This window comes from Salinisphaera shabanensis E1L3A (genome assembly GCF_000215955.2).
GTDB lineage: Bacteria > Pseudomonadota > Gammaproteobacteria > Nevskiales > Salinisphaeraceae > Salinisphaera > Salinisphaera shabanensis.
Genome location: NZ_AFNV02000002.1, coordinates 1 through 20,672, shown reverse-complemented (window position 1 = coordinate 20,672; position 20,672 = coordinate 1). Strand labels below are relative to the sequence as shown.

Annotated in this window: 19 protein-coding genes and 1 pseudogene; 13 read left to right on the top strand and 7 right to left on the bottom strand. The window is 66.1% G+C overall.

The genetic code is table 11. From position 1 onward, the window contains the following. Positions 1-199 precede the first annotated feature (199 nt). Positions 200-1,120 carry a UDP-3-O-acyl-N-acetylglucosamine deacetylase gene (gene lpxC / locus SSPSH_RS01475; RefSeq protein WP_006913128.1) on the top strand — a complete coding sequence of 307 codons (921 nt, stop codon included), beginning with the start codon at positions 200-202 and terminating at the stop codon, positions 1,118-1,120. A gap of 78 nt (positions 1,121-1,198) precedes the next feature. Here lpxC and SSPSH_RS01470 read toward each other — a convergent pair whose 3' ends face one another. The 6 genes from SSPSH_RS01470 to SSPSH_RS01445 form a co-directional block, all read right to left on the bottom strand. Next, positions 1,199-2,158: a hypothetical protein gene (locus tag SSPSH_RS01470; RefSeq protein WP_006913129.1), complete on the bottom strand. Its 960-nt coding sequence runs from the start codon at positions 2,156-2,158 to the stop codon at positions 1,199-1,201. A 2-nt stretch (positions 2,159-2,160) separates the two neighbouring features. Continuing rightward, a complete protein-coding gene (locus tag SSPSH_RS01465; RefSeq protein WP_161627792.1) occupies positions 2,161-3,123 on the bottom strand; it encodes a diacylglycerol kinase family protein in 963 nt (320 codons plus the stop codon). Positions 3,124-3,298: 175 nt separating this feature from the next. Then, positions 3,299-4,363 (bottom strand): LPS export ABC transporter permease LptG, encoded by a 1,065-nt coding sequence (gene lptG / locus SSPSH_RS01460; RefSeq protein ID WP_006913131.1) that lies wholly within the window; start codon positions 4,361-4,363, stop codon positions 3,299-3,301. Beyond that, positions 4,363-5,418, bottom strand: a complete 1,056-nt coding sequence (gene lptF / locus SSPSH_RS01455; RefSeq protein WP_006913132.1) for an LPS export ABC transporter permease LptF — start codon at positions 5,416-5,418, stop codon at positions 4,363-4,365. Before lptF ends, lptG begins: the two co-directional genes overlap by 1 nt. A 117-nt stretch (positions 5,419-5,535) precedes the next feature. Further along, positions 5,536-6,378, bottom strand: a complete 843-nt coding sequence (locus SSPSH_RS01450; RefSeq protein ID WP_006913133.1) for an NTP transferase domain-containing protein — start codon at positions 6,376-6,378, stop codon at positions 5,536-5,538. Further along, positions 6,375-7,526: a hypothetical protein gene (locus SSPSH_RS01445; RefSeq protein ID WP_006913134.1), complete on the bottom strand. Its 1,152-nt coding sequence runs from the start codon at positions 7,524-7,526 to the stop codon at positions 6,375-6,377. The genes SSPSH_RS01450 and SSPSH_RS01445 overlap by 4 nt, the downstream gene beginning before the upstream one ends. A 540-nt stretch (positions 7,527-8,066) precedes the next feature. Here SSPSH_RS01445 and SSPSH_RS01440 point away from each other — a divergent pair. From SSPSH_RS01440 to SSPSH_RS01390, 12 genes and pseudogenes are all read left to right on the top strand, one after another. After that, positions 8,067-9,854, top strand: coding sequence for a fatty acyl-AMP ligase (locus SSPSH_RS01440; protein ID WP_021031278.1), 1,788 nt, complete (start codon positions 8,067-8,069; stop codon positions 9,852-9,854). Then, positions 9,781-10,149, top strand: a pseudogene (locus tag SSPSH_RS19805) (NAD-dependent epimerase/dehydratase family protein); the annotation flags it as partial. The gene SSPSH_RS01440 and the pseudogene SSPSH_RS19805, both read left to right, overlap by 74 nt. Before the next feature lie 59 nt (positions 10,150-10,208). Beyond that, the gene (locus tag SSPSH_RS19625) at positions 10,209-10,820 is read left to right on the top strand and encodes an NAD-dependent epimerase/dehydratase family protein (protein WP_006913136.1); all 612 of its coding nucleotides are present in this window, start codon (positions 10,209-10,211) and stop codon (positions 10,818-10,820) included. Positions 10,821-10,855: 35 nt separating this feature from the next. Then, positions 10,856-11,098, top strand: coding sequence for an acyl carrier protein (locus SSPSH_RS01430; protein ID WP_006913137.1), 243 nt, complete (start codon positions 10,856-10,858; stop codon positions 11,096-11,098). Then, a complete protein-coding gene (gene spt / locus SSPSH_RS01425; RefSeq protein ID WP_021031277.1) occupies positions 11,095-12,294 on the top strand; it encodes a serine palmitoyltransferase in 1,200 nt (399 codons plus the stop codon). The genes SSPSH_RS01430 and spt overlap by 4 nt, the downstream gene beginning before the upstream one ends. A gap of 64 nt (positions 12,295-12,358) precedes the next feature. After that, complete coding sequence (locus SSPSH_RS01420) at positions 12,359-13,144, top strand: SDR family NAD(P)-dependent oxidoreductase (protein WP_006913140.1); 786 nt, start codon at positions 12,359-12,361, stop codon at positions 13,142-13,144. A 44-nt stretch (positions 13,145-13,188) separates the two neighbouring features. Then, on the top strand, positions 13,189-13,965 hold the full coding sequence (locus tag SSPSH_RS01415) for an aspartyl/asparaginyl beta-hydroxylase domain-containing protein (RefSeq protein ID WP_021031276.1): 777 nt from the start codon (positions 13,189-13,191) through the stop codon (positions 13,963-13,965). A gap of 88 nt (positions 13,966-14,053) precedes the next feature. Then, on the top strand, positions 14,054-14,998 hold the full coding sequence (locus tag SSPSH_RS01410; protein WP_006913142.1) for a lysophospholipid acyltransferase family protein: 945 nt from the start codon (positions 14,054-14,056) through the stop codon (positions 14,996-14,998). Positions 14,999-15,079: 81 nt separating this feature from the next. Further along, positions 15,080-17,506: an ELM1/GtrOC1 family putative glycosyltransferase gene (locus tag SSPSH_RS01405; protein ID WP_006913143.1), complete on the top strand. Its 2,427-nt coding sequence runs from the start codon at positions 15,080-15,082 to the stop codon at positions 17,504-17,506. Beyond that, positions 17,499-18,629, top strand: a complete 1,131-nt coding sequence (locus tag SSPSH_RS01400; protein WP_006913144.1) for a mitochondrial fission ELM1 family protein — start codon at positions 17,499-17,501, stop codon at positions 18,627-18,629. Before SSPSH_RS01405 ends, SSPSH_RS01400 begins: the two co-directional genes overlap by 8 nt. Further along, on the top strand, positions 18,608-19,369 hold the full coding sequence (locus tag SSPSH_RS01395) for a 2OG-Fe(II) oxygenase (RefSeq protein ID WP_202962108.1): 762 nt from the start codon (positions 18,608-18,610) through the stop codon (positions 19,367-19,369). Before SSPSH_RS01400 ends, SSPSH_RS01395 begins: the two co-directional genes overlap by 22 nt. Next, on the top strand, positions 19,359-20,369 hold the full coding sequence (locus SSPSH_RS01390) for a sulfotransferase family protein (RefSeq protein ID WP_006913146.1): 1,011 nt from the start codon (positions 19,359-19,361) through the stop codon (positions 20,367-20,369). The genes SSPSH_RS01395 and SSPSH_RS01390 overlap by 11 nt, the downstream gene beginning before the upstream one ends. Before the next feature lie 63 nt (positions 20,370-20,432). Here the strand turns inward: SSPSH_RS01390 and SSPSH_RS18915 are convergent. After that, on the bottom strand, positions 20,433-20,672 hold a 240-nt coding region (locus SSPSH_RS18915; RefSeq protein WP_021031275.1), incomplete at its 5' end, for a glycosyltransferase.

Here is a 20,672-nt window from a genome sequence, read left to right as displayed (position 1 = left end):
TGCGCTGCCGACCGACGCCCCTGTGTTAACCTAAGCGGCTTTGTGGGTTGGCCTGCGGGCCTGCTCCGGACGCGAAAGTATGGGCGCGGCAGGTTAAGGCGAAATTAAGCCATTGTGCATAAAGTATGTGTTCAACAGTTGACGACTTTGTGACACGGCGCGCCTAGCGTTACTGGACCGCCACAAGGACAAGAATTCGATGCTTAAACAACGCACCCTGAAAAACCCCATCCGGGCGACCGGTGTCGGCCTGCATACCGGTCAGAAGGTCTACATGACCTTGCGCCCGGGCAAGGCGGATATGGGCATCGTGTTCCGTCGTACCGACTGTTCACCGATGAAGGAATTCCGCGGCGACGCCTTCAAGGTCGGCGACACGACGCTGGCCACCACACTGGTCGACGACGGTGTGCGCGTGCAGACCGTCGAGCATCTGCTGTCGGCCATGGCCGGGCTCGGTATCGACAATGCGATCGTCGAACTGTCCTCGGACGAACTGCCGATTATGGATGGCAGCGCCGGCCCGTTCGTATTTCTGATCCAGTCGGCCGGCATCCAGGAACTGGATGCGCCGAAGAAGTTCATTCGTATCAAGCGCTCGGTGCAGGTTACCGACGAAGACAAGTGGGCCCGGTTCGACCCCTTCGACGGGTTCAAGGTAAGTTTCTGCATCGATTTCGATCATCCCGCGTTCGATTCCGACACCCAGTCGGCGACGGTGGATTTCTCGACGACCTCGTTCGTCAAGGAAGTCAGCCGCGCGCGCACCTTCGGCTTCATGCGCGATATCGAGTTTTTGCGCTCGCACAATCTTGCCCGCGGCGGTTCGATGGACAATGCCGTGGTGCTGGACGATTATCGGGTGCTCAACGCCGACGGCCTGCGCTACGACAACGAGTTCGTGCGCCACAAGATTCTGGACGCGATCGGCGATCTGTATCTGCTCGGGCATGGCCTGATCGGCAGCTACTCCGGCTACAAGTCCGGCCATGCGCTCAACAACAAGCTGCTGCGCGCACTGCTCGACGACGAAAAAGCCTGGGAAGAAGTCACCTATGAGGATATTTCCGAATCGCCGGTGACCTATATCAACGCGCGGCCGGTGGTCGCGGCCGCCTGAGCCGGACTCGGCCAGGCGATTTGAAAAGCGTCGACCGTTCTCGCGGCCGGCGTTTTTTATGACCGCCGTTCGCAGGCCTCAGCGCAGCAGCCGCTGGCGGTAGACACGCCAGAGTGCGACCCAGCCGAACACGAGCGGGTGGCGCCGCAGGCGATCGGTCACCTCGATTGCAACCCCGGTATGGCGTTCGATCTTGAAGGCGGCATAGTCGACCGCGTCGCTGAACGTGAAACAGGCCTTGACGAGCCGCGCGACCGACACCAGCTTGCCGGCGCCGCGCCGTAGCGGCCAACTGATCTTCGCCAGCTGTCGGCGCTGTGCCGAGGGCCGATACCGTACCGCCTGCGGATCGTCGAGATTGACCTCGAACGACAGCAACGGCGCCGCGCACCGCAGCCGGTGGCTGTATTCCGCCGCATCGGCGGCGACCAGCGCAACGCTGCGCCCGGCGCGCTCGACCCGCAGCTCGCTGGCGTAGCTCAGTGTGAGCGCGGCGGCGAAGGTGTCGGCCGCCGAGGCGGGCGGTGCAACGGCGGGCAGGGCCTTTTCCAGCAGGGTGACAACGGCCTCGCCACAGGCGGCGCGTACACGGTCGTGGTCGTGCGCGCTGCGTGCGTGGACGATCGCGACGGGCTGCGCGAAACGCCCCCAGATCGACGACAGGAACGCACGCCTGCCGACGCCGGCCTCCAGTTGCTCGACGCTGAGCACCGCGTATTTGCAGCGCAGTATGCCGTGCCCGGTCGCGCGTTCGGCGTAATACACATTGGGCGGCACGAGCCGGTTGGCGAGGGCGCCGATACGGCTCTGGCCGGGGCGCCCGTAGTCGTCGACCACGACATAGAAATCGATCAGGCCATCGTAGGGATCGCCGCTGCGCAGGCAGGAGCCGTAGTAGATGACGGCGGCGAGGGCGTCGCCGAAGCGCGCACTGATCACGGCCAGCAGCGGTTCGAGCTGCGGCGTTTGTGGCGTGCTGCATGGTCCGGCGATGATGTGCAGTTGATGCAGCCGGCGGTCGCGCTGTGCGGCTGGCATGTTCAAAGATTCAGGAACGAGGCCTTGCCCGCCGAACTGAGTACGACCGGCCCGTCGGCCACGCGGGCGCTGAAGAATTCGCCGTCGACGATGTAACCGCCGTCGAACAGCAGCTCCAGGCGCTGGGTATTGTGGCTGCGATAGCCTTTCTCGGGCGTCATCCAGCGCCGCCGTCGCCCACGGCAGACGGCCGGCATGCGGCGCAGAAATTTCTCCGCCGATTCGGCCACCGTGGTCCAGGCGACCGGACCCGGCTCCTCGCCCCAGAACGGATGTAGCCGGAGCACGAGGGTGTCGAGCGTGCTGGCGAACAGCAGAATGCTCGCTTCGTCGAGATCGTTGCCCAGGTCATCGCGCAAGCGCACCGTCACCGGTGAGAAATAGCGTCGATCGCCGGTCGCAACGGCCTTGACGAAGCGCGTGAATGCCACCCCGGGGCCCACGTCGCCGCGCAGACCGTACTGGTGCAGATTGCGTTGCGTATGTTCGACCGCGTTGTAGATCGCGCCGGCGCCGAAGAACATGCCGCAGAACGCGGGGGCATCGCCGCCGGGGTCTATCTTGAGCACGTCGCGGGCGACCACGCGTTGTTCGATATCGACCGGGTTGTCGGCCCAGGCCTGCAGTTTCTGCCATCCCTCGCGCTTGACCCGCACCGTGCCGACGTCGTTGCCGGTCATGTTGGTGCTGCCGGTGGGCACGAGCGCCAGCAGAGGCGGGCGCTCGAACAGATCGCCGAGCATCACATGGCTCAGCACCGACTGAACAGTGCCGTCACCGCCCGCGATGGCGAGCAGCTCGACGCCCTCGCGGGCGAGTTCGGTCAGTCCGGCGCGGATTTCTTCGGCGGTTTTGGCACGAATCGCGGGTACGCTGTCGCCGAGGTCGGGCTGGGCCCAGCGTTTGCGATGTCGGCCGCTGTGGGCGTTGTAGAGGATGCCCAGCTTGAGCGACCGCTGCGCCACGGCCGCAGGTTGCCGCGCGCCGGTCACGAGCGGTACACGACAGCAGATGTCGTCGACGGGCGCCGGTCATCGGCGCGGGGAGAGCGGGCGTCGAGCATGGGCCGCAGCTTGCGGGTCGGGGGGGTCAAGGCGCCGATGGTAACGCATGTGCCCCGGATGGCCCCACGCGCATGCCTCATCCCACGCGTCTGAGCCAGAGCACCGCGACCACGCATAGCAGCAACCCTGGGGTGAGCATGCACAGCGGCGCCGACAGCCCCAGCACGAACGCGAGATTGCCGACCGCCTGCATCGATGCATAAGCGAGCAGGCCGATGCCGGCGGCGACCGCGACCCGGAGCCCGAAATTGGCACCGCGGGGATTAGCGAAGACCAGCGGCATGGCCAGCAGCAGCATGGCAATCGCGGTGAGCGGCATGGCGAGCTTTTGCCACAGCGCGACGCGAAAACGCTGAGCGTCCTGATCATGGGTCTGCAGATAGCGGCTGTAGCGATACAGCGACAGCGGCGACAGGCTCTCGGGCGACCGGTCGAGTACCGCCAGCTGGCGCTCGTAGAGGGTGGGCGACCACGCCAGCGTGGCGCGCTGCGCGGTGGTGTCGCCGCGGGGGTTGAAGCCTTTGACCGTCACCTGCTGCAGCCGCCAGGGCCCGGACAAGGGGGTATCCGCGCGCGCGGCGTGCAGATAACGGGTCAAGGTCGCGTCCGCGCCGAACTCGAATATCTCGATCTCTACCGGTACCCGTGCATTTTCCAGCGCGCCGATGTGGACGACGCCGTTGCGGGCGCGTAGCCAGAAACTGGCGTCGTCGGCGATGCTGCCGCCGGTGATCGCGCTTGCGCGCATCTGTTGCGCTCGCTGCAGCAGCGGCGGCGCCACGAATGATTGCACACACAGCATGATCACGAGCAGCGCCACGCCGGCCTTGAACACGGTGCCGGCGATACGGGCCGGAGACAGCCCGGCGCCGCGCAGGATGACCAGTTCGTGGCGGCTGGCCATCAGTCCCAGGGCAATGACCACGGTGAGCAGGGTCGCGAACGGGGTCAGTTCGACCAGCCGCTGCGGCAGTTGGCGCAGCGTGAAGGCCACGGCGTCGAAAGTGCTGTAGTTGCCCTGGCCGACGTCGTCCAGCTGCACCGACAGATCAAAGAAGCCGAACAACCCGAGCAGCATGAGATTGACCACGACCCAGGCGCGCAGCAGTTCGGCGTGGATATAGCGTTCGTAGAGGCGCATCAGTAGCTCGAGCGCCGACGAAACAGCAGAACGCAGGCAATGGCGCCGACCAGCGCGTCGACCCAGTAAACGCCTGGAATGATCGCCACCACACCCTGTTCCACCCAGCTGCGCGCGACGCTTGCCAGCCCGTAGTACAAGGCGAAACTCACCGCGGCGGCGACCATGTTGCCGGCACGCCCCCGGCGCGGCGTCGAACGCGCGAACACGATGCCCAGCAACGCCAGAAAGATCACCGCGACCGGCCGGGAATAACGCCACTGGCGTTCGGCGATATCGTCGCGATCGGTCATCTGAAGCAGCGAAGCGCTGGATGCGGCCTTGCGCTTGTAGCCGACCACGCGGCTGGACGGCGACAGATGCCACTGCAGCTTGCCGAAGCCGACCACCCGATCGTTCGGGCCCTGCATGTCCAGCTGATAGAGATGACCGTCGCGAAAATCCAGTGTCGGCGCGCCATCGGCGTCAGTGGAGCGGCGCATATGGGCAGCGCGTATGACGACGCGGCGCTCGTCATCGATGAAACGGGCGAATACGTCGTTCAGCTGGTGCCCGTTATCGGACTTGCTGTTGGCGTAGATGGCGGCATCGTCGCTGGTATAGAACCGCCGCGGGGTAATGGCGCTCAGGTCCAGGCGTGCTTCGACGGCGACTTCCACGGCGTAGAGCTTGCCGTAGGCCCAGGGGCGTCCGTACAGCGACAGTGCGGCGACCAGCACGCTCACCACCAGCGCGAACGCCAGCAGTGGCCGGAGCATGCGCGACCGGCCGAGGCCGCCGGCCTGCAATGCAATCATCTCGCTGTCTGCGTAGAGACGGCCGAGACCGATGATGATACCCAGGTACAGACCCAGCGGCAGCAGTACCTCGAGCGCCACGACCACGCGCAAGCCGATCATCTCGGCGACGAAGCGCATCGCCTGCTGGCCCTGGGCGGCTTCGGCCAGGTAGCGCGTCACGCTGTAACTGGCGAAGATCGCGGCCAGCGCCGCAGTCACCGCGAGCCAGGGCCAGAACACCGCGCGCAGCAGATAGCGGTCGGATACGGTCAGCATGTCAGCGCCGCCGCGTTGATGGGCCGATACAGCGTGCGTCGACGCCGATCAACGCGGGCGAGACCGTACGGTATCGAAGCATTCGCAGACGGGCGGATCGGTGAGGTTCATCTTGTATTACGTTGTATCGACGCGGCGGTTACCGGCGAACGCGGCCAGACGCGTGGCCAGAATCGACTCGACGAGCCGCAGATCGGCCAGCGAATCGACATCGATCGCGGCCTCCGGCTCGGACAGCAGCACGGCGCTTACGTTCACGCGTCTGCGCCGGGACAGACGGGCGAAGGCGTCGGCCAGCGTCAGCCGATGCAGGGCATAGCGCAGCACGCCTATCCAGCCGAGCATGCCGGCGACCACGCGCGCCGGGTTCTTGCGTTCACGCTCGACGCGGCGCCAGTCCGACACCAGTTGCCGGCCGGCCGCGGTATGAATCGCGAACAGGTTGCAGCTACAGTAGCCATCGCCTCGGCCCAGCCGGATCGCGGTGCGCCGGCTATGCGGGTAGGCGGCGCGCACGGCGGCATATTCGACCATGCCCACCGACAGATCGTTGCCCTCGGCCGCCAGCAGCGGCGCGATCATCGACGGCCTCAGCAGCGCGTGATCAGCGGTGGTGAGCAGCGCCGGCTGGTCGGGTTCGAGCAGCGCCAGCGCCCCTGCCGCGCTCGCGCTCGGTGAATCGGCGGGAGCGACCCACCGCACGCCGGGCATTTGTAGCAGGGTGTCGAGTTGTGCCGCGGCATGGCTGTCATCGGCGAACATCGTGCGCGCGGGGCCGACCACGATGATCGATCCGATCCGGGGCGTGTCGCGCAGCGTCTCCAGCACACGTTCGAGCAGGGCGATGCCGCCCACCGGACTCAGCGATTTGCAGGGCGCGCCGGTCGCCGCGGCAATCGGGTCGTCCGGACCGCGGTCGCCGGCGAGCACGATGGCCGCGTAGGCACGCGTTCTCGTCACAGCGGTTTTTCGTAGATACGGTAGGTCTTGTAGACATCGCCGCCGATGCTTTCGATGATATCGCGCATGCCCTTGTTCGACTCCAGAATCCACGACAGCTCACAGCCGCGGGCCCCGCGCGCATAGAGTTCGGTCTGCAGCGCCCCGATTACGCAATAGGCCAGGGCCGCGCCCAGCGGGCCGCCCTGGTAGCGTTGGCGCACGCCCATGAGCGGCACGCGAGAGGTCTCGGGAAAACGGACCTTGAGCCGCCACAACAGCTTCATCAGCCCGGCCGGGAACAGACGACCGTTGAGATCGCGCGCCGCTTCGTTGAGGTTGGGCAGGCCCACGATGAAGGCCGCCGGCTTGCCGTCGACCTCGGCAATCTGGACCAGCTCGTTGGGCAGCAGCAGCTTGAGCGTCTTGCCCATGTCCCGGAACTCTTCTTCGGTGAGCGGCACGAACCCCCAGTTGTTGGCCCAGGCGTCGTTGAACATGTCGCGGATGATATCCAGCTCCTCGACGAACTTCTTACCATTGATCGGCCGTACCGTCACACGCTTTGCATAGCGCGCGAGCAGACGCTGCATCACGCGCGGATGCTCGAAATCGAGGTTGATCCAGTACGCGTGCAGATCGATTGCCTTGGCGTAGCCCAGCCGCGTCAGTTGCTGTGCGTAGTAGGGCCGTGCATGCCCCATCATCACCATCGGCGGGGTGTCGAAACCATCGACGAGCAGGCCGCATTCCTCGTTGATGGTCAGATTGAACGGGCCGTGCACCGCGCGCATGCCGCGTTCGCGCAGCCAGCTCTCCGCGGTTTCGGCCAGGGCGCTGAAGACGGCCGTGTCGTCGGGCGCGTCGAGCATGCCGAAATAACCGACATCGTCACCGTGGATCGGCTTGCGCAGACTATCGATCTGGGCGCTGATGCGGCCGACGCATTCGCCGTCCTGCCATGCCAGCCAGGCCTGGAATTCCAGATGCTCGAACGCCGGATTCTGTTTTGGCGACAGATGCATCTGGCGTTCGATGCGCAGCGGCGCACGCCAGGCGTTATCATCACGAAATATACGCGCGGGCACGTCGATGAACCGCCCACGAGCCTTGCGGTCGTCGACCGCGGTAATGCTGATTTCCCTGTCCGATTTCACGGATATCGCCATGGCCGATTCAACTCATTGTCGTGGGTGCGGGATATTGAGGCAATGTCGCGCACAGGCTTAAAAAAATCCCGACACGACCGTTATATTTTGTTAACGGAAGTAGGTGGAAAAACCGTTAAACTTACCCTAAAGCAAAGGTTGAAAACGGTATGCGTTTTTCATGATGCACTCAAGCGGCAGGATTCGGCGTGCCGGGGTTTGAAACCCGCGCGATCGTCGCTCATGGCCATCGTGAACGCGTGTTTTTTCAGTCTATCCGGGCATTGCGGTTATATTGCGTGCCAACTTGCGGTATTCTCGATAAAATATATGTCAGATGCACGGTCATAAAAACGGTTGTCGGCACGCGACCTGCGCCCGCGGGCTGTCCAGGCTCGCGCGCGCCGGATGGTCCGAGCGGGCGAACCTTTTCGACCGGTACCGGTCATTGAACCGGGCGCGCGCCACCTGGTCGACCCGATCCGCGCGCTGTGCGCGATCCCGATCGCCGATCGCGCCCACCGATCCGTGCGAGACAGCTTTTAATCAGGAATCCGGAACATGATGCCAACCCCCACACAGCATCGACTACCGATGCGTCACGGCGATTTTTCCAGGCTCGCGGATGCGCTGGATTACGCAGCCCAAGGGGAGACCGGGTTCAATTTCTATAACGGCCGGGGTGATCTCGTCGCGCCGTTGTCGTATCGGGAACTGCGCACGCGGGCGCTGGCGACCGCGCGCCGGCTGATCGGTCTCGGACTCGAACCCGGCGATCGCGTCGCGCTGGTTGCGGATACGGTGCCGGGCTTCATGGATTGCTTCTGGGCTTGCCAGTACGTGGGCCTGGTGCCGGTGCCGCTGCCCGTGACCGTGGGCCTGGGCAGTCGCGACGCATATATCCGCCAGTTGAGCGGCCTGCTTGGCGGCTGCGATGCGGCGGCTGCGTTCGCGCCCGAAGATTTCATGGCATTCCTGGAAAAAGCCGCCGAGGGGCATCCCCTACGCCATATCGGTAGTTTCGAGACGCTCCAGGACTTGCCCGAGGCCAATACGTTGCCGCCTTTGCCGGAGGTGTCCGCGACCGCCTATCTGCAGTTCACCTCGGGCAGCACCCAGTTTCCGCGCGGCGTGATCATCACCCAGGCGCAGGTCATGCAGAACCTGACCAGCATCCTGCGCCTGGGCGTACAGATGCGTGAGGACGATCGGCTGGTGTCCTGGTTGCCGCTCTACCACGACATGGGCCTGGTCGGCTTCATGCTGGCGGCGCTCACCTCGCAGCGCTCGGTGGACTATCTCGCGACCCGCGATTTCGCCATGCGCCCGCGCCAGTGGCTGAGTCTGATCAGCCGCAACCGCGGCACCATCGCCTTCAGCCCGTCGTTCGGCTACGAGCTGTGCGCGCGCCGTATCCGTCACGGCGCCACCGATTTCGATCTGAGCAGCTGGCGTATCGCCGGCGCCGGGGCCGAGACCATCCGCCCGACGTCGCTCAACCGGTTCGCCGAGACGCTGGCGCCGGCGGGTTTCGATTCGCGCGCGTTCCTGGCCTGTTACGGCATGGCCGAGTGCTCGCTGGCGATCAGCTTCGCGCCGCTCGATACCGGCCTGGAAATCGACACCGTCGACGCCGAGAAGCTCGCTACCCAACAGATTGCCGAGCCGGCCGATGCCCAGCAGGTCGAACGGACCAATACCTTTGTCGATTGCGGTGAGGTCCTGCCGGAATACGACTTCGAGATTCTCGACGGCGAGGGTCGCCCGTTGGGCGATCGGCGCGTCGGTGCGATCAAGGTGCGCGGGCCGAGCGTGATGTCGGGCTATTTCGGCAGCCCCGAGCAGACGCGCAAATCGCTTTCCGACGACGGTTGGCTGGACACCGGCGATCTGGGTTATCGGATCGGCCGGCGTATCGTGATCACTGGTCGTGCCAAGGATCTGATCATCGTCAACGGCCGCAATATCTGGCCGCAGGATCTGGAATGGCTGGCCGAGCAGCAACCGGAACTGCGCCCGGGCGATGCACTGGCCTTTGCCGCGCCGTCGGCGGTCGGTTCGGATGCCGCCGTCGTGGTCGTGCAGTGCCGGGCGCGCGAGGCCGAAGCACGCAATGCTTTGATCAAGCGCCTGGAAGGTCTGATCCGGCGTGAATTCGGCGTTGAGTGCCTGGTCGAGGCAGTGGCACCGCATACGCTGCCGCGGACGTCGTCGGGCAAGCTCTCGCGTGCTGGCGCGCGTCGCGACTATATTGCGCGTCTGCAGGAGCGGGTGCATGAGCGCCGTCGCCCGGCGGATGTGGGCAGCACGGCGGATGCCGATCACGATAGCGATCGCCAGGCAGGCTGACGCTTTGGCGCCCCGCGTCGCGGTCACCGGCGCCTCCGGCTTCATCGGCTCGACCGTCACCCGTGCGCTCGCCGCCGAAGGCTGGCAGGTCAGGGCACTGACGCGTACCGACAGCTGGGCCGGTCGGCTGCGTGATCAGGGGCTCGAGGTGACCGTCGGCTCTTTGGCAGAGCCCGCGGCACTCGATGAACTCGTGACCGGCGTCGATGCGGTCGTGCATTGCGCGGGCGCGGTGCGGGGTTCGTGTTATGCCGACTTCGCCGAGATCAACGTCGCCGGCACCGAGAATCTGATCGCGGCGATGGCGGGGGGCCCCCCCCCCCCCGGGGGGGGGGGGGCCCCCCCCTGCCGCTGGTGGCGTTGTCCTCGCTGGCCGCGCGTGAGCCGCAGTTGTCGGACTACGCGCGCAGCAAGCAGGCCATGGAAGCGCTGCTCGCGGAGACCGATATCCCGCTGGACTGTCTCGTGTTGCGTCCGCCGGCGGTCTATGGCCCCGGCGATACCGAACTCAAGCCGCTGTTCGATGCCTTTGCCCGCGGCCTGGCCCCGTTGCCCGGCGCCCCGGATGCGCGCGTGTCGCTGCTGTATGTGGACGATCTCGCGGCGGCGATTGTCGCCTGGCTGAATGCATCCGAACGTACCGGTGGGGTGTATGAAATTGGCGACGCGAGCGCACGTGGCTATAGCTGGGACGAGGTGGTGCGGACCGCGGAAACGCTGCTCGAACGTCGTATCCGTAGAATACCGGTGCCCGGCGCGGCCCTCGATGGCGTGGCCTGGGTGAACACGCGCATGTCGCGCTGGCTCGGGTATGCGCCCATGCTGACACCGGGCAAGCTACAGGAACTGCGCCATGCCGACTGGGTCTGCGACAACCGTCCGCTGCAGCAGATGCTCGACTGGGCGCCGCAGGTCGATCTGGCGGCGGGTCTGAAAACGACCTGTGGCTGGGGCCGGGCCGCGTAGAATAGAGCGGCAGGCAAAACGACGAGGCAAGTTCAATGGCGAGTTACGACGATATCTACGGCGAGCTGCGTACGCTGCTCGCGGCGTATGTGCCGGCCGGCAAGACGATCGAGCCGGACAGTCTGCTTGTCGACGATCTGGGGCTGGATTCGATGCAAACCATGGAAATGGTCATGGACATGGAAGATCAGCTGGATATGGCGATTCCGCTGAATCTGCTGCCCGACGTGCAGACCGTGGACGATCTGGTCAAGGCGCTGGCGCAGGTCGCCGCATGAGTATCTTCGACAAGTTCGCGCCCATCGCCGACGTGCGCCGGCGGATCGCCGCCACCGGGGTCGATCCGCTCGGCGTGCCCATCGATCAGATCCTGTCTGCCACCGAAGCCATGGTGCGCGGCAAGCGCACGATCCTGGCCGGTAGCAACAACTACCTGGGCCTGACCTTCGATCCTGCCTGCGTGGACGCCGGGGCCGACGCGGTCCGGCGCGAAGGCACCGGCACGACCGGTTCGCGCATGGCCAACGGCTCCTATGCCGGGCATCTGGCCCTTGAACGTGAACTCGCCGAGTTCTACGGCGTGGGCCAGGCGATCGTGTTCTCGACCGGCTATCAGGCGAATCTGGGCATGCTCTCGGCGCTGGCGGGGCCGCGCGACGTGGTCATGCTCGACGCCGACTGCCATGCCAGCATCTACGACGGCGTCAAGCTCGGCGGCGCCGAAACCCTGCGTTTTCGCCACAACGACGCTGCCGATCTGGACAAGCGCCTGCGGCGCCTGGGCGAACGTGCGACCGATGCACTGGTGGTGGTCGAAGGCATCTACAGCATGCTCGGCGACCGCGCCCCGCTGGCGGCGCTGTGCGAAGTCGCACATCGCCACGGCGCGCTCATCTATGTCGACGAAGCGCACTCGCTGGGCATCTGCGGCGAGACCGGCAGCGGCGTTGCCGAGGCCGACGGAGTGCTCGACCAGGTGGATTTCATCGTCGGCACGTTCAGCAAGAGCCTGGGCGCTGCCGGTGGCTACTGCGTGAGTCGCCACGACGCGCTCGACGTGGTCCGCTATGCCAGCCGGCCGTATATATTCACCGCGTCGCCGGTGCCGTCGGTGATCGCCTCGACGCGTGCCGCGCTCGCGCGTCTGCGCGCCGCGCCGCAACTGCGTGAGCAGCTCTGGCGCAATGCCCACCGGCTGCACGACGCACTCGTGGCCCAGGATTTTCGTCTCGGCGCCGAGCCCGGCCCTGTCGTCGCAGCCATGTTCGATACCCCCGAGCAGGCGTTGACCTTCTGGCAGGGACTGCTTGATCACGGCGTGTACGTGAATCTCATGCTGCCGCCGGCGACCCCGAACGGCTGGTGTCTGGTGCGGTGCAGCCTGAGCGCGGCTCACAGCGACGCACAGATCGATCACCTGATCGCGTCGTTCAGCGCGCTCAAGGACGATGCCCGGGCAGCGGCCGCCGGTTGAACGATTCCATGCGTAGCGACCACGCTCTGTTGTCCGAACATTCCGCCCGTGGTGGTGTGTTGCCATGGGCGTGACCCTGCTCACCGGCGCCTCGTCCGGCATCGGTCGCAGTCTCGCGCGCCGGCTGGCGGCCGGCGGAGAGGTGATGGCGCTGGTCGCGAGGCGCGACGAGTTGCTGGCCAGTCTGGTGGCGGAAATCGAAGCGGCCGGCGGCAATGCGCTGGCCTTGCCCTGCGACGTCACCGATCGGGTCGCGCTCGCAAACGCCGTGGACATCGCGGAATCGCAGCTGGGGCCGGTCACGCGTCTGGTCGCCAACGCGGGCGGCGGCGAGCCGACGGATGCGACACAATTCGACGCCGGCGTTTTTGAGTCGGTGGTCCGACTCAATCTCGTCGGCGTGGCCAATGCCGTCGCCGCGGTGCTGCCGGGCATGCTTGCCCGCGGCGACGGCCACCTGGTCGCGACCGGTAGCCTCGCGGGCTGTCGCGGCCTGCCGAGTGCCGCGGCTTATTCGGCGGCCAAGGGCGGGCTGGCCAATCTCATGGACAGCTTGCGTATCGATCTGCGTGGGCGTGGCATTGCCGTTACCCTGTTGATGCCGGGCTTCGTGCGCACCAAACCGAAAAAGCCCGGCGGCTCGCGCGGCAAGCCGTTCCGAGTGGATCTCGAGGTGGCGACCGCGCGTATGGAAAACGCGATCCTGGCGCGCCGGCGGCGGCTGATATTCCCCTGGTCGCTGGCGCTCGCGATTGGCCTGACGCGGCTGCTACCATTCGGTATCGACGAGTGGCTGCTGGCCGGGCGCGGCCGCACGGCCGGGCCGCGCCGAAACGAACCGCCGGCATGATCCCGATCACTTTTCGAGCATCCCTTTTCCAGAAAGGCAATCTCATGGCGACCCAAGCAGATCAATCCGGCGACAAGCGCCGCAAACTCGTCAAGCGTTTCGGCAAGAAACTCTTTCGCGGCACGCTCCTCGAGTTTCTCTCCAAGCAGTCGAAGATTCCGGACCAGCCGGTGCTCGACAACGCCTTGTTCCCCTGGGCGGAAGAACTGCGGGTGCAGTGGCCCGAGATCCGTGACGAACTCGAGGCCTTGCTCGAACATCGCGCCGCCTTGCCGAGCTTTCAGGAAATTAGCCCGGATCAGGCGCGTATCTCCAGCGATGCGCGCTGGAAGACGTTCATGCTCTACGGCTTTGGCACGCGCATGGATTTCGGCTGCGAGATGTGCCCGAAAACCGCGGCGGCGCTAGAGAAGCTGCCCAATATTTCCAATGCTTTCTTCTCCATTCTCGCACCCGGCAAGCATATTCCGCGTCATCGCGGCGTCACCAAGGGGCTGGTGCGCTGTCATCTGGGCCTGCGCGTACCCAAGGGCCCGGAACGTTGCCTGATCGAAATCGATGATCAGCCGATGCGCTGGGGCGAAGGCGAAATGTTCTTCTTCGACGATACCTATCCGCACGAAGTCTGGAACGAAACCAGCGAAGAGCGGGCGGTACTGTTGTTCGATATCGAGCGGCCCATGGGGCCCGCCGGGCGCGCGGTTTCGCGTGCAATGATCTCGGTGCTGCGGCGCACGGCCTATTTCAAGGACGCGATGCGCAATCAACGCGCCTGGGAACAGCGCTATCGCGAGACGGTGCTGGCCGGCCAGGGGCACTGACGCCGTGACGATGCATGTCTGCGAGTCCGTCGGTCGTCGCGCGATCGCGTCGGCGTGGCAGCGGTCGGCGCGCAGCTGAGGTCGCGACATGGCTCGGTATTATTTTCTTCCCCAGCGCCTGCAGAAGGCGGTACGACTGCCCCAGCGACTGGTGTGGTGGGTCGAATATATCGTCATCGGCGGCCTGATCGAGTTGTTCAAGCGCCTGCCGATCCGTTTGTCGATGCGGTTTGCCGCGTTCGTATTCGGCCTGTTCGGTCCGTATACACCGCGCGCCGACAAGGTCCGGGCCAATCTGATGGTCGCTTTTCCGCAGACGCCGGACACGCGGCTCGAGGAGTTGATGCGCGACTCCTATCGTCATCTGGGCGTGGCGATCGCGGAGCTGGCGTCGCTGAAACAGATCTGGCGCGAGCGCGAACGACGGATCGAATTCACCCTGGAGCCGGGCGCGGTCATGCCCACCCCGGACAAGCGCAGCGTGTTCGTCACCGCGCATCTGGGGGCCTGGCAGCTGACCCCGCTGATCGGCCCGCATTATGGGGTCACGCTTCCGGTGATCTATGCGCCCGAGCAGAATCCGCTGGTCGACCGCAAGCTGGGCGCGATGCGTCGTGCCTTCGGTGGGCCACTGGTGTCGCGTGATGGCGGTATCCGCGTGCTGATGCGCGCGCTCGATCAGGGGCAGTCGATCGGCCTGACCGCCGACACGCGCATGGACGCGGGCGAATCGCTGCCGTTCTTCGACGAGCCGGCGATGACCAATACCGCACCGGCGCGGCTGGCGCTGCGCTATGACTGCGACCTGGTGCCTGTGCTCGCCGAGCGTCTGCCTGGTGCGCGTTATCGGGTCAAACTGTTCGCGCCGATCCGCGCCCGTGCGGATGCCGCCGATCGGCAGGCGCGGGTACAGGACATGACCGGCCAGCTGAATCGCCTGTTCGAGCAATGGATCCGCGATCGTCCGGATCAGTGGCTGTGTCTCAAGCGCCGCTGGCCGAAGGCGGTTTACAAGCGTCTTCAGGCGCGCTGAGCCGCGATGTTGTCGTCGGTTCCAGTTATCTTTTCCATCATCGCGCCCCCAGGGGCCGCGATCCCGGGGAGTCGTTAGTCCATGGCCGTTCGATCGCAACGTGTACTGGCCTCGTTTCTGGCCGGCGACGACAATCGTCGTCCAAGCGCGGCACAGGTCGGCACCATCTGCATCACGCTGGCGCCAAAGGCCGGTGTCACGCCCAGCGACAAGCCGCCGGTGCGGATCTATCTGGGTACGGAATCGGCCCAGTTCCGTGCGGAGCGGGCGTTCGTGTGGTCGATCGAGCGCCTACGCGATCCGGCGCGCCGCTACGATATCCATCTGATGAAGGACTTCGCGGGTTTCGAGCGCCGCCTGTGGCTGACCGGCTTCACCAACTACCGTTTCGCGATTCCGGAGCTGGCCGGGCGTGAGGGTCGGGCGATCTACAACGATGCCGATCAGATCTATCTGAAGGATCCGGCGCTGTTGTTCGACACGGCCATGGGCGATCACGGCGTGCTGTCGATCAACGATCGCGATACCTCGGTCATGCTCATCGACTGCGCGCGCATGGCGTCGCTGTGGAACTGGGACAGCGCCAAGGCGACCAAGAACCGCGAACTGGAAGCGCGCATGCGTGCAGTGGATGGCCTGTGGGGCGAGCTCGACGCCGGCTGGAACGCCCGCGACGAGGAGTATGCCCCGGTCACCTCGCATCTGGTGCACTACACCACGATTCATACCCAGCCGTGGCGGCCGACGCCCGGCGACTATGTGTATCGGGCCAATGTGGCCAGCGATCTGTGGCTCAACATCGAAGCGGAGGCGGATGCCGCCGGCTTCCAGCTGTTTCATGCCGAGGACCCGACGCCGCAGTTTGCCGATGCCGCCACGGTCAGCGATGAGCGCCGGCGGCAATTCACGCCGGATCTCGAGGCGTTTCGCGAACTCGCCCAGGACGCCGAGGCGCAATCGTTGTACTACTGCGGCTTCGCCTCGGCCGCGACCCTGCGCACGCTGGCCGACCAGTGCGGCTTGAGCGTGGAGCGTATCGACACGGCGACGCCACTGCAGGAAAGCGGTCGCGATCCAAACCGGGACAGCGTGGATGTAGTCGCCGCGGACGGGCTCGAGCAACTGCCCGACCTGGATATTCCATGGCTGCTGGACCGGCTGTTCGCCCGCGCGACGCGTGCGCTGGTGGTGAGCGTGACGCTGGGCAGTGATCGAACGCGCCTGTGCCCGGCCGACCCGCACTGGTGGTATGCGCAGCTCGCGGCCGCCGGTCAGCGTTTTCCGGACCGCCACTGGCATCTGGTGGTGCATCGCAAGCGCCGCAGGGATGGCGCGCAGGCGGCTCACTGGTCGGGCGGGGCGCTGTTGCGCGTGCCGCCGACGACCTGGGTGCTTCAGCATCACAAGACGGGCCATCGCAGCCAGGCGCTCGGCATCGCCGACGCCCTGGGCTGGGATTACGAAACGCGCGAGATTCCCCACGCGCCGGCGCGCACGTTGCTCGCCGCGCTGCGCGCACGCCTGCCGGTGGGCGCGCACGGGCTGTCGGACACCATCCGCCCGCCGTGGCCGGATCTGATCATCGCTTCGGGCTGGCTGCCGGGCCTGGTGGCCCGCTGGGTGCGGGACCAGAACCAGGGTAATACCCGAGTCATCCTGATGGGGCGCCGTGGCGGGCCGGTCGGCGAGACACAGGATCTGGCGATCGACTGCCCGCACTTTGGCCTCACCCCACATCCGCAGCACCTGCAAACGGTGCTGCCGCCGAGCAAGGTCGGCGCTGATCGCATGGCCGAGGCGGGCGCGCGCTGGCCGCAGGTGTTCGGCAAGGATGCCGCCACGCCGCGCGTTGTCTGGCTTGTCGGCGGTACCAGCGCGCAGCATCGCCTGGACGCCGAGCACGCGACGCGGATGCTCGACGACGTCCACGGCGCCACCCGCACAGCGGGAGGCACGCTGGCGGTGCTCACCAGCCGGCGTACCGGCGAAGCGGTCACCCGCACCCTCGCCCAGAGCGCTGACCGGGGCGCTGATGGGGGTGTCATTTTCGAGCCCTGGCGGGCGGCGTCAGATGCCGATAACCCGTTCCTGGGTTATCTGGCCCATGCCGATATTCTGGTCGTGACCGGTGAGAGCGAATCGATGCTTGCCGAAGCCGTGGCCACCGGCAAGCCCGTCTATATACTGCCGCTGCCCGAACGCGCGCCCTCTGCGCGCCAGCGTATTGCCGACTGGGTGCATACCCAGTCGCAGACCGATCGCTACAACGCCCGTGGCTCGCGCCGCCCCCAGCAGGGCCTGCAGTATCTGAGCGCGCGCCTGATCGAACAGCGGATATTCCTGCCGCGACGGGATATGCCCGCGCTGCACGGCGCGCTCGAGGCGCAGGGTCTGGCACGGGTTTTCGCCGGTGTGCTGGAGACCTGGCAGCCGCAGCCGTGGAACGAACTCGAACTGCTCGCAGGCGAGATTCGCGCGCGCCTGGCTCCCGACGTTCGCCGTGGCTGATGTGCGCGTGTCTGACGACGCGTCGGCCCCGCGCGTGTGGGTGCTGCTGGGCGAAGGCGCCGGCGGTAATGCCCAGATGTGCGCGCTGGCCGAGGCACTCGGCTGGCCGTTCGAGACCCTGCAGCTGCGCTACAACCGGCTCAACCATGTACCCAGCGCGCTGCTCGGTCCCAGCGTGCGCACCGTGGATCGGGAACGCTCCGACCCGTTGACGCCGCCGTGGCCCGATCTCGTCATTGCCGCTTCGCGGCGTTCGGCGCCGGTGGCACGCTGGATCAAGGCCCAGTCGGGCGGCCATACGCGCCTGGTACATCTGCTGCATGCGCAGGCGCCGCTGCATCATTTCGATCTGATCGTGACCCTGCCGCAGTTTCGGCTGCCCGATGCCCCCAACGTGCTGCACAACACGCTGCCGTTGAACGTGCTCGATCAGGCGCGTCTGGAGCGTGCCGCCCAACGCTGGCGCCCGCGTCTTGCGGACTTGCCGCGACCGTGGATCGCAGTACTCGTCGGCGGCGACAGTTCCAGCTATCGTCTCGACCCGGCCACCGCCCGAAAGCTGGCCCAGCAAGCGGTCGACGTCGCCGAGCGCCACAGCGGCAGCCTGCTGGTGACCACCAGCAAACGGACCCGCGCCGATGCCGCCCAGGCGCTGTGGCAGGCGATCCGTGGGCCGTCGTACCGCTATGCATGGCAGGCCGACGACGCCGACAATCCCTATCCGGCTTTTCTCGCGCTCGCCGATCGTTTCATCGTGACCGCCGACAGCGCCTCGCTGCCGGCCGAGGCCTGTGCGACCGGTCGTCCGGTGGAGCTGTTCGACTGGCAGCCGCGTGCGCAGCCGACGGGATGGGCGCGGGGGGCGCAGACGGCACTCGCACAACGCATCGGGCGCGGTTTAATCTACTGGGGCGCGGTCAAGCCGCGGCGTGATTTCGCGGCGTTTCATCGCGGGCTCGTCGAACGCGGCCTGGTCGGCAGCGACAGCCCCCGCGGCCGGGTACCCGACGACATGGGCCGCACCGTGGCGCGGATCCGCGCGTTGATGCAAACGGCGGTGTCGCCGTCCGCCGGCGATCGGCGATCGCGCAACGATTCGCCGTGCTCCAATCATTCTTCCTGAAGGACATCGTGTTCGCCATGGAATTTCTCGACTACAAGCGCCTGGAAGCCATCGAAGCGAAACGCTTCCAGCAGACCGATCCCTATCCGTGGATCAATCCGGCCGGCCTGCTGACCGACGCCGGCTATGAGCGTCTGCTTGGGCATATGCCCAGCACCGATCAGATGACGCCGACCTTCGGCATGCAACGCTCGCACGGCCAGAAGGCCCACGATCGCTATGCGCTGGAATACCGCGACGATGTCGATCTGGACCCGGCCTGGCACGAATTCATCGCCGAACTGCGCGGCAAGCGCTACCACGACTTCATCAAGCGCATGTTCGGCCGGGGCCTGTTCAAGCTGAATTTTCACTGGCACTACGCGCCCCGTGGGGCGTCGGTGTCGCCGCACTGCGATGCCCAGCGCAAGCTCGGGTCGCATATCTTCTATTTCAGTTCGCCCGAAAACTGGGATGTGAGTTGGGGCGGGGATACCGTGATCCTCGACGATCACGGCAAGTTCGATCGCAAGTCCGCCCCGGAGTTCGAGGATTTTCCCGACGCCTACCAGGGCGAGAGCATGGGCAACTACAGCCTGCTGTTCCAGCGCCAGGCCAAGTCCTGGCACGGTGTGCGCGAGATCACCTGTCCGGAAGGCATGCACCGCAAGGTCTTCATCGTGGTCATCAACGACCGCGTGCGCGCGGCCGTGCGCCGGATCAAGGGTCGCCTCAAGGGCGAGGAAATTCGTGACGTCTGAGACGGCTGCCCGTACCGACACCGTCGTGGCCGCGGCGGATCCGAATCGCTCCACCGTGATCGCGGTACTCGGCGCGGGCCGCAGCGGTACCAGCGCAATCACGCGCGGGCTGGCCGCGCTCGGCGTGGATCTGGGCGACAAGCTGCGTCGGCCGGGCGGCAAGAACCCGACCGGCTTCTTCGAAGACAACGATGTGCTGGCGATCAGCAAACGCCTCAAGCGGGCGCTGGGCATCCGTGGACACAGCGTACGCCTGCTCGATGACGCCGAATTCGACACGCCGCGCATGAAAGCCATCCAGGCGCGCGCAATCGCCACCCTCGGCGCGCGTTTCGGCGCCACGCCGCTGTGGGGCTACAAGTATTCGCGAACCCTGCGCACGATGCCGTTCTGGGAAGGCATCCACAACGCCCTGGATCTGGACGTGCGCTATGTCATCGCGCTGCGCAATCCCCTGAGCGTGGCTCGCTCGCGCGGCCAGATCAATCCGCAGCGCGGTCGTCAGGTCTGGTCGGATATGGAATGGCTGGTCAACGTGGTGCCGTATTTTCACCGCACCGCGGGCTGTCTCCGTACCGTCGTCGACTTCGACCGGCTGATGGCCGATCCACAGGCGCAGCTCGCCCGGGTGGCGCGCGACCTGGGCCTGCCGATCGGCGCGGCGGAGCAGGCCGGCATCCACGAGTACGCGACCCGGTTCCTGAAGCAAGACAAGCCGCGTACGCGCTTCACCCGCGCTGATCTGCTCACGGATCCCACCGCCAATCGCTGGACCGCCGAGGGCTATAGCCTGCTCGACGAGGTGGCGGCCGATGAACGAACGCTGGATGCCCCGGAGTTTATCGAGCGCTGGGCCGCGGTCGAACAGGCGGTTACCGATCTGGGCCCGTTCCTGGCCGAGTTCGATCATATGCGGGCCGAAAACGTGAAAGCGCGCTGGAACCCGGCCAGTCCGCTCCACGAAGTGCATCAGATCTGGCGGGATCTCAAGGCGAAGTAGGCCTGCTCCGAGTTGCCTGGCAAGCGCAGGCCGCAAACGGATTCGGCCATGCGCTCAGTCCAGTCAAGCGGCGGGCGGCCGCGCTCCGGTGAGCAGTTGGGCGTAGCGCGCGGCCGATCGCTCGGCCGAGTAGTCCTCCGCTCGGGCCATCAGTCGGGCGCTGTCCGGAGGCAAGTCCAGCGTGGCCTCGATCGCGCCGGCCATGGCGTCGATGTCGCCGATCGGTACCAGCTGGCCGTAGTCGCCATTCGCGAGAATTTCCGCGCTGCCGCCGGGGCAATCGGTGGCCACCGGCGGGGGGGC

Coding starts and splice junctions, on each gene's coding strand:
- SSPSH_RS01430 (WP_006913137.1), top strand. CDS start 10,856: ATGGCGAGTTACGACGATATCTACGGCGAGCTGCGTACGCTGCTCGCG.
- SSPSH_RS01445 (WP_006913134.1), bottom strand. CDS start 7,526: ATGGCGATATCCGTGAAATCGGACAGGGAAATCAGCATTACCGCGGTC.
- SSPSH_RS01415 (WP_021031276.1), top strand. CDS start 13,189: ATGGCGACCCAAGCAGATCAATCCGGCGACAAGCGCCGCAAACTCGTC.
- SSPSH_RS01420 (WP_006913140.1), top strand. CDS start 12,359: ATGGGCGTGACCCTGCTCACCGGCGCCTCGTCCGGCATCGGTCGCAGT.
- SSPSH_RS01470 (WP_006913129.1), bottom strand. CDS start 2,158: ATGCCAGCCGCACAGCGCGACCGCCGGCTGCATCAACTGCACATCATC.
- spt (WP_021031277.1), top strand. CDS start 11,095: ATGAGTATCTTCGACAAGTTCGCGCCCATCGCCGACGTGCGCCGGCGG.
- SSPSH_RS01405 (WP_006913143.1), top strand. CDS start 15,080: ATGGCCGTTCGATCGCAACGTGTACTGGCCTCGTTTCTGGCCGGCGAC.
- lpxC (WP_006913128.1), top strand. CDS start 200: ATGCTTAAACAACGCACCCTGAAAAACCCCATCCGGGCGACCGGTGTC.
- lptF (WP_006913132.1), bottom strand. CDS start 5,418: ATGCTGACCGTATCCGACCGCTATCTGCTGCGCGCGGTGTTCTGGCCC.
- SSPSH_RS01410 (WP_006913142.1), top strand. CDS start 14,054: ATGGCTCGGTATTATTTTCTTCCCCAGCGCCTGCAGAAGGCGGTACGA.
- SSPSH_RS01440 (WP_021031278.1), top strand. CDS start 8,067: ATGATGCCAACCCCCACACAGCATCGACTACCGATGCGTCACGGCGAT.
- lptG (WP_006913131.1), bottom strand. CDS start 4,363: ATGCGCCTCTACGAACGCTATATCCACGCCGAACTGCTGCGCGCCTGG.